The 13,663-nt window shown below is 70.6% G+C and carries 11 protein-coding genes and 1 tRNA gene; 7 read left to right on the top strand and 5 right to left on the bottom strand.

Going from position 1 to position 13,663, the window contains the following annotated elements; translation table 11 throughout:
* The first annotated feature begins 38 nt into the window (after nucleotides 1-38).
* From ABZS71_RS17555 to ABZS71_RS17540, 4 genes are all read left to right on the top strand, one after another.
* Nucleotides 39-605 (top strand): DUF501 domain-containing protein, encoded by a 567-nt coding sequence (locus ABZS71_RS17555; RefSeq protein ID WP_356210987.1) that lies wholly within the window; start codon nucleotides 39-41, stop codon nucleotides 603-605.
* Nucleotides 602-1,564, top strand: coding sequence for a Ppx/GppA phosphatase family protein (locus tag ABZS71_RS17550; RefSeq protein ID WP_355847008.1), 963 nt, complete (start codon nucleotides 602-604; stop codon nucleotides 1,562-1,564). The genes ABZS71_RS17555 and ABZS71_RS17550 overlap by 4 nt, the downstream gene beginning before the upstream one ends.
* 395 nt (nucleotides 1,565-1,959) lie before the next feature.
* Nucleotides 1,960-3,354, top strand: a complete 1,395-nt coding sequence (locus ABZS71_RS17545) for an NAD(P)/FAD-dependent oxidoreductase (RefSeq protein WP_356210984.1) — start codon at nucleotides 1,960-1,962, stop codon at nucleotides 3,352-3,354.
* Between the two features lie 196 nt (nucleotides 3,355-3,550).
* Complete coding sequence (locus tag ABZS71_RS17540; protein ID WP_356210981.1) at nucleotides 3,551-4,867, top strand: cyclopropane-fatty-acyl-phospholipid synthase family protein; 1,317 nt, start codon at nucleotides 3,551-3,553, stop codon at nucleotides 4,865-4,867.
* A 74-nt stretch (nucleotides 4,868-4,941) separates the two neighbouring features.
* Here the strand turns inward: ABZS71_RS17540 and ABZS71_RS17535 are convergent, their stop codons facing one another.
* Nucleotides 4,942-7,485, bottom strand: coding sequence for an ABC transporter permease (locus tag ABZS71_RS17535; protein ID WP_356210978.1), 2,544 nt, complete (start codon nucleotides 7,483-7,485; stop codon nucleotides 4,942-4,944).
* A gap of 69 nt (nucleotides 7,486-7,554) precedes the next feature.
* Nucleotides 7,555-8,337, bottom strand: a complete 783-nt coding sequence (locus ABZS71_RS17530; RefSeq protein ID WP_356210976.1) for an ABC transporter ATP-binding protein — start codon at nucleotides 8,335-8,337, stop codon at nucleotides 7,555-7,557.
* Nucleotides 8,338-8,735: 398 nt separating this feature from the next.
* Between ABZS71_RS17530 and ABZS71_RS17525 the strand changes: the two genes are divergently transcribed.
* Nucleotides 8,736-8,817 (top strand) — tRNA-Leu (locus ABZS71_RS17525).
* A 185-nt stretch (nucleotides 8,818-9,002) separates the two neighbouring features.
* On the top strand, nucleotides 9,003-9,899 hold the full coding sequence (locus ABZS71_RS17520) for a Bax inhibitor-1/YccA family protein (RefSeq protein WP_355846993.1): 897 nt from the start codon (nucleotides 9,003-9,005) through the stop codon (nucleotides 9,897-9,899).
* A 135-nt stretch (nucleotides 9,900-10,034) separates the two neighbouring features.
* Here ABZS71_RS17520 and ABZS71_RS17515 read toward each other — a convergent pair whose 3' ends face one another.
* Nucleotides 10,035-10,265: a DUF4287 domain-containing protein gene (locus ABZS71_RS17515; RefSeq protein WP_355846990.1), complete on the bottom strand. Its 231-nt coding sequence runs from the start codon at nucleotides 10,263-10,265 to the stop codon at nucleotides 10,035-10,037.
* Between the two features lie 123 nt (nucleotides 10,266-10,388).
* On the opposite strand from ABZS71_RS17515, the gene ABZS71_RS17510 reads away from it, so the two are divergent.
* On the top strand, nucleotides 10,389-10,739 hold the full coding sequence (locus ABZS71_RS17510) for a hypothetical protein (protein WP_356210973.1): 351 nt from the start codon (nucleotides 10,389-10,391) through the stop codon (nucleotides 10,737-10,739).
* Between the two features lie 95 nt (nucleotides 10,740-10,834).
* On the opposite strand, the gene ABZS71_RS17505 is transcribed toward ABZS71_RS17510, so the two are convergent.
* Nucleotides 10,835-11,764, bottom strand: coding sequence for a hypothetical protein (locus tag ABZS71_RS17505; RefSeq protein ID WP_356210971.1), 930 nt, complete (start codon nucleotides 11,762-11,764; stop codon nucleotides 10,835-10,837).
* A 207-nt stretch (nucleotides 11,765-11,971) separates the two neighbouring features.
* Nucleotides 11,972-13,192: an acetyl-CoA C-acetyltransferase gene (locus tag ABZS71_RS17500; protein WP_355846981.1), complete on the bottom strand. Its 1,221-nt coding sequence runs from the start codon at nucleotides 13,190-13,192 to the stop codon at nucleotides 11,972-11,974.
* Nucleotides 13,193-13,663: the final 471 nt, after the last annotated feature.

The raw sequence follows: 13,663 nt of genomic DNA, 5'->3' as shown, positions 1-13,663 counted from the left end.
TACCCGGTCCGAAACCGATCGAAGAGAACTTCCCACTCATGGATACGCCCCCTCCGCAGACGGAGCCCACCGCGCCCACCGACGCGGACATCGCCGCCGTCCGGAAGCAGCTGGGCCGCGTGCCGCGCGGCCTGCGCGCGATCGCCCACCGCTGCCCCTGCGGCAACCCCGATGTCGTCGAGACCGCGCCGCGGCTCGAGGACGGCACGCCCTTCCCGACCCTCTACTACCTGACCTGTCCGCGCGCCGCGTCCGCGATCGGCACGCTGGAAGCCGAGGGCGTGATGAAGGAGATGACGGCCCGGCTGGCCACCGACCCGGAACTGGCCGCCGCCTACCGGGCCGCCCATGAGGACTACCTCGCGCGCCGCGACGCCATCGAGGTGCTGGAGGGCTTCCCGAGCGCGGGGGGCATGCCGGACCGGGTGAAGTGCTTGCACGTCCTGGTCGGCCATGCGCTCGCGGCCGGCCCCGGGGTCAATCCGCTCGGGGACGAGGCCCTGGCCATGCTGCCCGAGTGGTGGCGCAAGGGCCCGTGCGTGGCGCCGTGCGGCACCGACGACAACGGCGCTACGGAACCGCCAGCCGAGGAGGAGAGCGCATGACCCGCGTCGCGGCCGTGGACTGCGGCACCAACTCCATCCGGCTGCTGGTGGCCGACGCCGACCCGGCCACCGGTGAGCTGATCGAGCTCGACCGCCGGATGACGATCGTCCGGCTGGGCCAGGGCGTGGACCGTACGGGGCGGCTCGCCCCCGAGGCGCTGGAGCGCACCTTCGCCGTCTGCCGCCAGTACGCGGAGGTCATACGCGAGCTGGGGGCGGAGCGCGTCCGCTTCGTCGCCACCTCCGCCTCGCGTGACGCGGAGAACCGCGAGGAGTTCGTACGCGGCGTCGTCGACATTCTGGGCGTCGAGCCCGAGGTGATCACCGGGGACCAGGAGGCGGAGTTCTCCTTCACCGGCGCCACCAAGGAGCTGAAGGGCCATGAGCATGTGGCGGGGCCGTATCTGGTGGTGGACATCGGCGGCGGCTCGACCGAGTTCGTCGTCGGTGACGATCATGTACGGGCCGCCCGCAGCGTCGACATCGGCTGCGTACGGCTGACCGAGCGCCATCTGGTCAACCACGACACGGTGGCAGATCCGCCGTCGGCGGATCAGGTCTCCGCCATGAAGGGCGATATCGATCGCGCGCTGGACCTCGCCGAGGAGACCGTGCCGCTCACGGGCGCCTGCCGGCCCGGCGAGGGCGGCCATACGCTCGTCGGGCTGGCCGGCTCGGTCACCACGGTCGCCGCGATGGCCCTGGAGCTCGACACGTACGACCCCGCCGCCATCCATCACTCCCGGATCCCGGTCGGCCGGGTCCGCGAGATCACCGAGTGGCTGCTGGGCTCCACCCACGCCGAGCGCGCGGCGATTCCGGTGATGCATCCGGGGCGGGTCGATGTGATCGCCGCCGGGGCGCTCGTCCTGCTTTCGATCATGGAACGGACCGGTGCGTCGGAGGTCGTGGTGAGCGAGCACGACATCCTTGACGGGATCGCGTGGAGCATCGCCTGAGCGGGCGGGATATCGTATGAGCGGCCGCGGAACCCCCTGTGAGGGCCTTCCGTGAGCCGCTTCGGAGAAAGTTCGTGAAATCCTTCACATGAAAAAGATGCCTGGTGGCCGCCGTATGGGGGGCTCCAGGGCGGTTTCGGTGACCGCGCCTGGCCGCTGAATGAATCGTGAGGTATCCCAACAGTCCCGCGGGGCCGCCCGCGGCAGGGGTGGTCTACTCCCGCGTTCAACGGCAAGTCCTGCTCAGCGGGGCCCGGAGCGCGCTGATCCGCCTTCTGGTCCCCCGTGTCGCTATGGCGTCCGTCACTTGGGGCGGGGGAGTGTAGCAGATACCTTCACTATGCTTGTGAAGGGGCTCACGAGCTCACCCCCAGGGGGTGCTGGATACTCGAATCATGAGCACCACGGAGCGTCCCAGGATCCTCGTTGTAGGCGGTGGGTACGTAGGCCTGTACGCGGCGCGCCGCATCCTCAAGAAGATGCGGTACGGCGAGGCGACTGTCACGGTCGTCGACCCGCGCTCGTACATGACGTACCAGCCCTTCCTCCCCGAAGCTGCGGCCGGCAGCATCTCCCCGCGCCACGTCGTGGTTCCGCTGCGGCGCGTGCTCCCCAAGGCGGAGGTCCTCACCGGCCGAGTGTCGACCATCGACCAGGACCGCAAGGTCGCCGTCGTCCAGCCGCTCGTCGGTGAGGCGTACGAGCTGCCCTTCGACTACCTGGTCGTCGCTCTCGGCGCGGTCTCCCGTACCTTCCCGATCCCCGGTCTCGCCGAGAACGGTATCGGTATGAAGGGCATAGAGGAGGCCATCGGCCTGCGCAACCACGTCCTCGAGCAGCTCGACAAGGCCGACTCCACCACGGACGAGGAGATCCGCCGCAAGGCGCTCACCTTCGTCTTCGTCGGCGGCGGCTTCGCCGGCGCGGAGACCATCGGCGAGGTCGAGGACATGGCCCGGGACGCCGCCAAGTACTACCCGAACGTGAAGCGCGAGGACATGCGCTTCGTGCTCGTCGACGCCGCCGACAAGATCCTCCCCGAGGTCGGCCCGAAGCTCGGCCAGTGGGGTCTTGAGCACCTGCAGAAGCGCGGTGTCGAGGTCTACCTCAACACCTCGATGAACTCCTGCGTCGACGGCCATGTCGTCCTCAAGAACGGCCTTGAGGTCGACTCCAACACCATCGTGTGGACCGCGGGCGTCAAGCCGAACCCGGCGCTCGCCCGCTTCGGCCTCCCGCTCGGCCCGCGCGGCCATGTGGACACCGCCCCGACCCTCCAGGTCAAGGGCACCGACTACATCTGGGCCGCCGGCGACAACGCCCAGGTGCCGGACCTCGCCGTCGGCGAGGGCGCCTGGTGCCCGCCGAACGCCCAGCACGCGCTGCGCCAGGCCAAGGTCCTCGGTGACAACGTGATCTCGGGCATGCGGGGCTTCCCGCAGGGCGAGTACAAGCACGCCAACAAGGGCGCCGTGGCGGGCCTCGGCCTCCACAAGGGCGTCGCGATGATCGTCTTCGGCAAGATGAAGATCAAGCTGAAGGGCCGCCTCGCCTGGTACATGCACCGTGGCTACCACGGCATGGCGATGCCGACCTTCAACCGCAAGATCCGGGTGCTCGCCGACTGGACGCTGGGCATGTTCCTCAAGCGTGAGGTCGTCTCCCTCGGCGCCATCGAGAACCCCCGCGAGGAGTTCTACGAGGCCGCCTCCCCGGTCTCCCCGGTCTCCCCGGTCTCCGCGGCCACCGCCAAGCCGGCCCCGGCCGCCGAGAAGGCGAAGGCGTCCTGACACCCGGGTCACCCGAGCACCTCCGACGCCAAGGGCGTCCGCCATCCGTGGGGCGGACGCCCTTCGTCATGCCGTGATCCGGAAGGAATTTCCGCTCTTTTGCCGATTCCGGACGTGTCGGCGGGACTGCGCGGGGGGTTCCATGGTGTTTACGTGATGAGTGAATCTTCCTGACTCGCCATCACGGAGGTGCGACATGGCCGACGCCGCTGGGCGACTCGCCACCCTGGCCGAGGAGGTGCTGGGAACCCCCCTCCCGATCCGCATCCGCGCCTGGGACCACAGCGAGACCGGTCCGCCCGGCGCACCCACCCTGGTCGTACGGCGGCGCCGGGCGCTGCGCCGGCTGCTGTGGACCCCGGGCGAACTGGGGCTCGCCCGCGCCTGGGTCTCCGGCGACCTCGATGTCGAGGGCGATCTGTACGACGCCCTGGGCCGGCTGGCCGGACATCTGTGGGAGCGCGACTCCGCCACCCCGCGGCAGTCCCGGCTGACCGCCGCCCTCCAGGTGCTGCGCGACCCCCGGCGGCGCGCCGCCGTCCGTACCTTCATCGCGCTCGCCGGCCCCGGTCTGCCGCCGCCCCCGCCCCGCGAGGAGGCCCGGACCACCCGGCGCGGACCGCTGCACACCCCGCGCCGCGACAAGGAGGCGATCAGCCACCACTACGACGTCGGCAACGACTTCTACGCGCTGGTGCTCGGACCCTCGATGGTCTACTCCTGCGCCTACTGGGACGGACCGGATACGACGCTGGAAGACGCCCAGCGCGCCAAGCTCGACCTCGTCTGCCGCAAGCTGGCCCTGAAACCCGGTCAGCGGCTGCTGGACGTGGGGTGCGGCTGGGGCTCGATGGTGCTGCACGCGGCGCGCGAGTACGGCGTGAGCGCCGTCGGCATCACGCTCTCGGAGGAGCAGGCGTCGTACGCCCGTAAGCGCATCGCGGACGCCGGGCTCACCGGCCAGATCGAGATCCGGGTCCAGGACTACCGCGAGGTCCCGGACGGCCCGTACGACGCGATCTCCTCGATCGGCATGGCCGAGCACGTCGGCGCCGCCCGCTACGCCGAGTACACCGGCATTCTGCACCGGCTGCTGAAGCCCGGCGGACGGCTGCTGAACCACCAGATCGCCCGGCGCCCCGAGCCGGACGAGGAGACGTACCACGTCGACGAGTTCATCGACCGCTATGTCTTCCCCGACGGGGAGCTGGCCCCGGTCGGCCGGACCGTCTCCCAGCTGGAGGAGGCGGGCTTCGAGGTGCGCGACGTGGAGGCCATCCGCGAGCACTACGCGCTCACGCTGCGCCGCTGGGTGGCCCGCCTCGAAGCGTCCTGGAAGGAGGCCGTACGGCTCACCTCCCCGGGCCGGGCCCGGGTCTGGCGGCTCTATATGGCCGCCTGTGTGCTCTCCTTCGAACGCAACCGGATCGGCGTTAACCAGATCCTCGCCGTCCGTACCCCCGGTGACGGGGCCTCGGGGCTTCCGCTGCGCGCCCGCGACTGGCGGGAGTGACCAAAGGGACGTCCCCGCCCACCCCGCACCGGGGCGGACGGGGACGTCCCGCCGCACGAGAGGCGCCGTCCGCGCTACTCGGCCTTGATGGCCGCCAGCATGTTCAGCCTGGCCGCCCGCCGGGCCGGCCACAGCGCCGCCAGCACGCCCACGAAGGCGGCCAGCGCCAGGAATAGACCCATCCGGCCCCACGGCAGCACCAGCTGGTACGTCGGCAGGCCGGTGGAGATCAGCTCGCCGGCCGCCCAGCCGAAGAAGACACCGAGGCCGAGCCCGAGCACCCCGCCGAAGAGCGAGATGACCAGTGACTCCAGCCGCACCATCCGCTTGATGCCCCGCCGGTCGAGGCCGATGGCGCGCAACATCCCGATCTCCTGGGACCGCTCGAAGACCGACATCGCCAGGGTGTTGATGACCCCCAGCACCGCGACGATCACGGCCATGGCCAGCAGCCCGTAGAGCATGTTCAGCATCAGGGTGAAGAACTTGGCGATGCCATCCGAGATGTCCTTCTTGTTCTGGACCTGGATCGCCGGGTTGTCACCGAGCGCCTTCTTCAGGGCGTGCTTGTTGGCCTCGGTCCCCCCGCCCCTGGTCTTCAGCATCACCTGGAAGTCGGTGACGGTGGACATGTGCGGGGTGATCGTGGCGCTGTCCATGATGATGCCGCGGATCATCTGGTTGCCCGTGTAAACACCGCCCACGGTCAGCTTGGAGCCGCGGCCGTCCTCGTACGTCACCGGAATGCTGGAGCCGAGCTTCCAGCCGTGCTTGTCGGCGGTCTTGTCGTCGATGACGACCTTGTCGCCGCCGAGCCCGGAGAAGGACCCCTGGCTGAAGTCCACGCCCACCAGGTCACTGACGGCCTTGCCGTTGACGCCCGTCAGGGAGTCGGTGTCGCCGCCGACCCGGGCGGGGGAGGTGCGCAGCGGGCTGATCGCGGTGACCTGGGGCAGCTTGCCCAGGGTCTTGGACACATCCGGCGACAGCGGCCGCGAGCCGCCGAAGCCGCCCATGCTGACGACGTAGTCGGACTTCAGCCCGTCGGCGGCCATCTTGTTGATGCCCTTCTGGACGCTGCCCGCGATCACGGTCATCCCGGTGATCAGGGTGAGGCCGACCATCAGCGCGGAGGCGGTGGCGGCGGTACGGCGCGGGTTGCGCACCGCGTTCTGCCGGGCGAGCTTGCCGGGCATCCCGAACACCCGCAGCACCGGCGCGGCGGCCGCGATCAGCGGCCGGGACAGCAGCGGGGTGAGCACGAAGACACCGATCACCAGGACGCCCGCGCCGAGGCCCATCGGGCCCTTGCCGTCGGCGCCCATGCCCGCCCCGGCCAGGACCAGGGCGATGCCGCCCGCGGCCAGGACCGCGCCGATCGAGTTCCGTACGACCAGACCGCGGGTGCTCGGCTTGGCGTGCACGCTGTTCATCGCGGCGACCGGCGGGATCCTGGCGGCGCGCCGGCCCGGCAGCCAGGCGGCGAGCACGGTCACCACGATGCCGACGACCAGCGAGACGAGCACGGTGGTCGGCTTGACGACCAGTGGGCCGTCCGGGACGAGGGCCCCCGTGGAGTTGAGCAGCGAGCGCAGCCCGGCGCCGATGCCGACACCGGCCGCGAGGCCCACCACGGCCGCGACAGCGCCGACGAAGGTGGCCTCGATCAGCACCGAGCGGGTCACCTGACGGCGGGTCGCGCCGACCGCGCGCATCAGGGCGAGCTCACGGGTGCGCTGGGCGACCAGCATGGTGAAGGTGTTGGCGATGATGAAGATGCCGACGAAGAGCGCGATCCCGGCGAACGCCAGCATGCCGGTCTGCATGGTGCTCATGCCCCGCTTGATCTGCTCGGCCTGGTCGTCGGCGAGCTTCTGACCGGTGGCGGCCTCGGCCTCCTTGGGCAGGATCTTGTCGACCGCGGACTTCAGCGCGGCCTGCGAGGTCCCGGGGGCGGCCTTCACATCGAGCTCGTCGAACTGTCCGGGCTTGGCGAACAGCCGCTGCGCGGTGGCGTTGTCGAACAGCGCGAGGCTGCCGCCCGCCGCGACATTGCCGTCGTCGGTGGTGAAGACGCCGACGATCTTCTCGGCGCGCACCGGGCCGTCGACGGACACCCGGATGGAGTCCCCGGCCTTGTAGTGGCCGCGCTCGGCGGACTTGGAGTCGAGCGCGATCTCGCCCTCGGCCCTGGGCGCGCGGCCCTGCGTCATGGTGTACCGCGGGTCCTTGCCGTCGGTGCCCGGGTAGTAGTTGCCGCCGAGGGTGGAGAAGCCGCTGCCGAGCAGGTCGCCGTTCTTCTTGGAGAGGGCGGTGTAGCCGTGGACGACGCCGGTGGCGGAGGCGGCGCCGGGCACCTTGGCCGCCTTGTCGAGCACCCGCTGGCCGAGGCGCGGCGCGGACCCGGGGCTCGCCGCGTCGTCGTCGGACGTGTGCGGGGTGATGGCGACGTCGACGCCCGCGAATCCCTTCTCGGAGCTCTTCTGGTAGGCGGCGGAGATGGTGTTGGTGAAGACCAGGGTGCCGGAGACGAAGGCCACGCCGAGCAGTACGGCGAGCACGGTCATCAGCAGCCGGGCCTTGTGCGCGAGCACGTTGCGCACGGCGGTACGGAGCATGAGGTGTCAGTCCTGAGATGAGAGAGACAGGTGCGGGGCGGCGTTACGGGGACAGGCGCGCGCCTCGCGTCAGCTCGTGCGGCCCTTGGCGTCGAAACGCTTCATGCGGTCCAGGACCGCCTCGGCGGTGGGGTCGAGCAGCTCGTCGACGATCTTGCCGTCGGCGAGGTAGATCACCCGGTCGGCGTAGGACGCGGAGACCGGGTCGTGGGTCACCATGACGACCGTCTGCCCCAGCTCCCGCACCGAGTTGCGGAGGAAGCCGAGGACCTCGGCGCCGGCGCGGGAGTCCAGGTTTCCGGTCGGCTCGTCCGCGAAGATGATCTCGGGCTTGCCGGCCAGCGCGCGGGCCACGGCGACGCGCTGCTGCTGACCGCCCGACAGCTGGTTGGGGCGGTGCTTGAGCCGCCCGGACAGCCCGACGGTGTCCACGACCTGGTCCAGCCACGCCTGGTCGGCCTTGCGGCCCGCGATGTCCATCGGCAGCGTGATGTTCTCCAGCGCGTTGAGCGTCGGCAGCAGGTTGAACGCCTGGAAGATGAACCCGATCTTGTCGCGGCGCAGTTGGGTGAGCTTCTTGTCCTTGAGCGCGGTCAGTTCGACATCGCCGATCCGGGCCGAGCCGTTCGACACCGAGTCGAGCCCCGCCATGCAGTGCATCAGGGTCGACTTGCCGGAGCCGGAGGGGCCCATGATCGCGGTGAACTCGGCCTGCCGGAACTCGACGGAGACCGTGTCCAGGGCGATCACCTGGGTCTCGCCGTGGCCGTAGACCTTGGAGAGGTCCGTGGCACGGGCGGCCGCCACGGTGGAGCGGCTGGCGGTTTCAACGCCGGGAGAGGTGTTCGTCACGGTGGAGGGCTCCTGTCGTGCTGTGCGGGGCTGGGCGGGACGTCCTCCTATGGTTCCTTGCGCCATACGGGGGCGGGATCAGCCCGTGCTCCGGTTCTGCGGGCGACTCGGGTCGTAGGCGCGGGCGCGCAGGTCCTCCTTGGGTAGGAGGACCCCCGGACGGGGCGTCGAGATTGCGTCAATCCCCTGTTAAACGGGGTTCACGGTATATGGGCAGGTCCGGTCGGCAGCGGGCATCCACGGGGCCCCGCCCCGCTGCTGATGGGCCCTCAGTTGCCAATAAAATAAGACAACCTCGGTCCGGGGATTCGCTGTTCGGGGAACTGTCCCCGGATAGGCTCGTGCTGCTCTCCTATAGGGGAGGGTCGTATGCGCCTCGTACGGCCCAGGGAGCCGATGCCCGGATGGTGGAATGCAGACACGGCGAGCTTAAACCTCGCTGCCCTCGCGGGCGTACCGGTTCAAGTCCGGTTCCGGGCACCTCCAGATCCGGTGGGCGCACTCAGCGTGCGTATGCCGTTGCCCACGGTTCGTGCGCGGGGCCCGCGGGGGCCTCGCGCGGTCTGCGCGCGCGTGAAAAGATCCTCCTTGGGCACTAGGGTGTCTTCTTTGCTTACCCATTACTCTTGAGTCAAGGTCGCGCAGGGCGGCCATGGAGGAGTGAGATGAGGAGCAGCAACCCGGTTTTCTCGCGACGGGGATTCAGCCGCGCCGGCGGCTACGCCGGTTTCGGCGCGGCGCCGCAGGCCGGGAGCCCCGCCGCAGGTCAGGGCAGTCCGTACGCCGGTGGTAACCCGTACGCGCAAGCGCAGGCGCCGACGAACCCCTACGCAGCCGGTGACCAGCAGAATCTGACGCCCGAGCAGTTGCAGCAGATGTACGGCGCGCCACCGGCGGGCCCGCTGCAGACCGGCCGGATGACGATGGACGACGTCGTCATGCGCACCGGTATGACCCTCGGTACGGTCATCGTCGCCGCCGCGGTCGCCTGGATCGCGCAGCTTCCCGTGGGCGTGGGCTTCGGTGCCGCGCTCGTGGCGATGGTGCTCGGTCTCGTCCAGTCGTTCAAGCGCACGGCCTCGCCGGCGCTGATCATGAGTTACGCCCTCTTCGAGGGGCTCTTCCTCGGCGTCATCAGCCAGGTGTACAACGAGCGCTGGTCCGGCATCCCGATGCAGGCGGTCCTCGGCACGATGGCCGTCTTCGTCGGTGTGCTCGCCGCGTACAAGACCCGGCTCATCCGGGTGAACGCGCGGTTCCAGCGCTTTGTGCTCGCGGCCGCCATCGGCTTCCTGTTGCTGATGACGGTCAACCTGCTGTTCGCCGCCTTCGGCGGCGGTGACGGCCTCGGCTTCCGCAGCGGTGGCCTCGGCATCGTCTTCGGCCTCGTCGGCGTCGTGCTCGGCGCGGCGTTCCTGGCGATGGACTTCAAGCAGATCGAGGACGGCGTCCGGTACGGCGCTCCGCGCGAGGAGTCGTGGCTGGCCGCCTTCGGTCTGACGCTCTCACTGGTGTGGATCTACCTGGAGCTGCTCCGGCTGATCTCCATCTTCAGGGACTAGCGTCAGGGGCCGTAAGGCTCCCGGTAGCACAAGGGCCCGCGGAGGCAGTCGCCTCCGCGGGCCCTTCGCCATCTTCGGGACAACCCGCCCCGTTTGGGTCCGTCTGTCGGACACGCTTCTGACTCCGGGCGGCGGCTACAGCAGTTTGCGCGCCGCTCGCCTCAAGTCGTGTTCATGGATGATCGCTTTGGCGTGGCCATAGGCGAGCTTGTGCTCACCGCGCAGCCAGCTGACCTTCTCCTCGAAGCGGAAGAGAGCGGGGCCTTCGTCCACCGTGCGCAGCCAGTCGGCGACTTCACGGCCGGTGCATTGGGGGATGCGGGAGAGTAGGTTCCGGTGAGTCTCGTCGGAGAAGATTTGGGACATCGGCGCCTCCGGACGCGTCCGTGCCGGACCCGGGCTGTGCGGCCCGGGTGGGGTCCTTCAGCTCACCGTGCCTGAGTGTTCGGCTGTTGGCAACAGCCCCTGGGTGGCGCATACGCTCGGAGCGTGGATGATGTGACCCCTTTGCTCACCGCCGTCGACCGGCTCGCCGACCGGCTGCGCACCCTGCCCCAGTCCCGGCTGCGCGCGGGCGCGGCGGCCGAAGGACTCGCGCTGGCAAGGGAATTGTCGCTGCGCGCCCAGCGTCTTGAGGACCCGGGAGCCGCGCCGCTGACCGTCCCGGACGCGGGGACGTTCGTGGTCGCCGACCAGGTCGCGGTGGCCGGCCATGACTTGGCGCACGCGCTGGAGCGTGCGCCGGGCGGCGTCGGCGACGGCGGGAGCGGGCGCACGGCGGAGGAGCTCGCCGCGGCGGTGGCCCTCGTCGAAGAGGCGGCCGCGCGCTGCGGGGTCTGACCGGCGGTACGGGCGCCGGCCGCTGCCCTTCGCGCCGGGTGGCGCGGGGCCGGGCCGGGTGGCCGGAGCCGGGGCCGGGGTGGCCGGATCCGGGGTCACCGCGAGGTGATGACGCGGTCGGCGAGGACGTAGACGTTCTCGTCCCCGCAGCCGAACGTGAGCGCGTACGCGCCGGAGACGCCCGAGCCGCCGAGCAGCACCGGGGCGGTGCCCTCGCGCACCGCCTCCGCGAGCCGCTCCGCCGTCTCGCGGTGACCCGGCGTCATACAGATCGTGGTGCCGTCGGTGAAGACATACACATCGAGGGTGCCGAGCGGGCCGGGGCGCACATCGGCCAGCGGCGTGCGGGCGTCGGCCAGCTCGGTGAGCCGGGTCACGGTCCGGTCGTGGTCGGCGACGGGCGACGACGGCGTGAAGTCCGGATGGGACGGATGGCGCCGGCGCGCCGCCGCGAGCTCGGCCGACTCCCTGGGCTCGGTTTCCAGCTCAGCCTCTGCGCCCGCCTCCACGGTCAGCTCCAGCTCCATCTCCGCCTCGGGCTCCTGCTCCCCGGCGGAGTCGAGGGTGTCGGGGCCCAGCGCGTCCAGGCCGAGCAGCGGTTCGAGCCCGGCCAGATCGGCCTGGCGGGGCACGAAGAGCTGCGCGTCCTGGGAGGAGTCCTCGCCGAACCCGGCCGGCCCGCCCAGCAGCGAATGCGCGTCGGCCGAGCCGGCGGAGTCCCTGGCCTCCTGTGCGGCCCAGAACGCCCGTGCCTCGGCCAGCTCGCGCTCCCGCTCCTCGGCGAGCGCGTCGGCGACTGCGGCGCGTATCTCGGCGGCGGGGGTGGCACGGGCGGCGGGCACCGTCACGGTGCCCGCCTGGCCGCCCCGGCCCGCCGGGCCGCCCACGGCGGGGACCGTGGCCGCGAGCTCGGCGCGCAGCTCGCCGATCTGCCGGCGCACCCCGCGTGCGGTGTGCAGGGCAGCGGCCCCCACGGCCGTGGCGGTGACCGCGGCCAGGAGGACGGCAAGAATCATGGGGCTCACTGACTTAACTCCCGGTTGCTTTGGATCCCCCGAATTCCTACCTCAGCTTGACGCGCACCGCCTCTCGGCCTCAGCGCAAAACGTCACGAAATGGACAGACTTGGAGTCCGGAAGGGCCCGGGTCAACGCTGCTGAGCTGGGGAGACAAGCCTCCCCCGGGACGTTTGTCACATCCTGGGGGAGATTAGGTCACAACCCCGCCGCAGCTCAGCTCAGCCGCTCGATCACCATGGCCATGCCCTGGCCGCCGCCCACGCACATCGTCTCCAGACCGAACTGCTTGTCGTGGAACTGGAGTGAGTTGATCAGCGTGCCGGTGATCCGGGCGCCCGTCATGCCGAAGGGGTGGCCCACCGCGATCGCGCCGCCGTTGACATTGAGGCGGTCCACGTCGATGCCCAGATCGCGGTAGGAGGGAATCACCTGCGCGGCGAACGCCTCGTTGATCTCGACCAGGTCGATATCGCCGATCGCCAGCCCGGCGCGGGCCAGCGCCTGCTTGGACGCCTCGACCGGCCCGTACCCCATGATCTCGGGGGAGAGCCCGGAGACGCCGGTCGACACGATCCGGGCCAGCGGGGTGATGCCCAGCTCACGCGCCTTGGTGTCCGACATGATCACCAACGCGGCGGCGCCGTCGTTGAGCGGGCAGCAGTTGCCCGCGGTGATCAGACCGTCGGGGCGGAAGACCGGCTTCAGGCCGCTTACCGCCTCCAGCGTGGTGCCCGCGCGCGGGCCGTCGTCCTGCGAGACGACCGTGCCGTCGGGCGTCGTCACCGGGGTGATCTCGCGCTCCCAGAAGCCCTTCTCGATGGCCTGCTCGGCGAGGTTCTGGGACCGCACGCCGAACTCGTCCATGTCCTCGCGGGTGATCCCCTTGATCCGGGCCAGGTTCTCGGCGGTCTGGCCCATCGCGATGTACGGGTCGGGGATCAGGCCGTCCTCGCGCGGGTCGTGCCAGTCGGTGCCCTCCTGCTCGGCGCGCTCGGCCGTACGGGCCTCCGCGTCCGCGAAGAGCGGGTTGTGGGTGTCCGGGAGCCCGTCCGAGCTGCCCTTCACCGAGCGGGAGACCATCTCGACGCCCGCCGAGATGAAGACGTCGCCCTCGCCCGCCTTGATGGCGTGCAGCGCCATCCGGGAGGTCTGGAGGGAGGAGGAGCAGTAGCGGGTGATCGTGCAGCCCGGCAGGTGGTCCATCCCCATCTGCACGGCCACGATCCGGCCCAGGTTGTGCCCCTGCTCACCGCCCGGCAGACCGCAGCCGAGCATCAGGTCGTCGATCTCGCGCGGGTCCAGCTCGGGGACCTTGGCGAGCGCGGCCTGGATGATCTCGGCGGTCAGGTCGTCCGGCCGCAGATCCTTGAGCGCCCCCTTGAAGGCTCGGCCGATGGGTGAACGGGCGGCAGAGACAATCACGGCTTCGGGCATCACGGCTCCATGAGGCGGAAGGGAAGGCTGGACTCTGAGGGAAGTTACCCGCACGTACCGCAGGGGGTCACGAGGCGCGGGCTGTGACGCGGGACTCTTTTTTCAAGCGTACGCTCAGTCGGCCCCGGCGGGACCCGAATCGGCCCGTTGACCGGTCCACCGGGCTCAGGCTCCCGCCCCCAGAGGCCCACGCCGGTCCTCGGCGGCTGACGCGGGTCCTCAGTGGTCGACGCGGGTCCTGAGCGGCTGGCGCGGGTCCTCAGTGGTCGACGCGGGTCCTGAGCGGCTGGCGCCGGTCCTCAGCGTGAGCGGATGGCGCGGGTCCTGAGCGGCTGGCGCGGGTCCTCAGTGGTCGACGCGGGTCCTGAGCGGCTGGCGCGGGTCCTCAGCGTGAGCGGATGGCGCGGGTCCTGAGCGGATGGCGCGGGTCCTCAGTGGTCGACGCGGGTCCTGAGCGGTCGACGCGGATTC

The organism is Streptomyces sp. NPDC005393 (genome assembly GCF_040606675.1).
Classification (GTDB): domain Bacteria; phylum Actinomycetota; class Actinomycetes; order Streptomycetales; family Streptomycetaceae; genus Streptomyces.
This window is presented reverse-complemented; position numbering and strand designations above follow the sequence as displayed.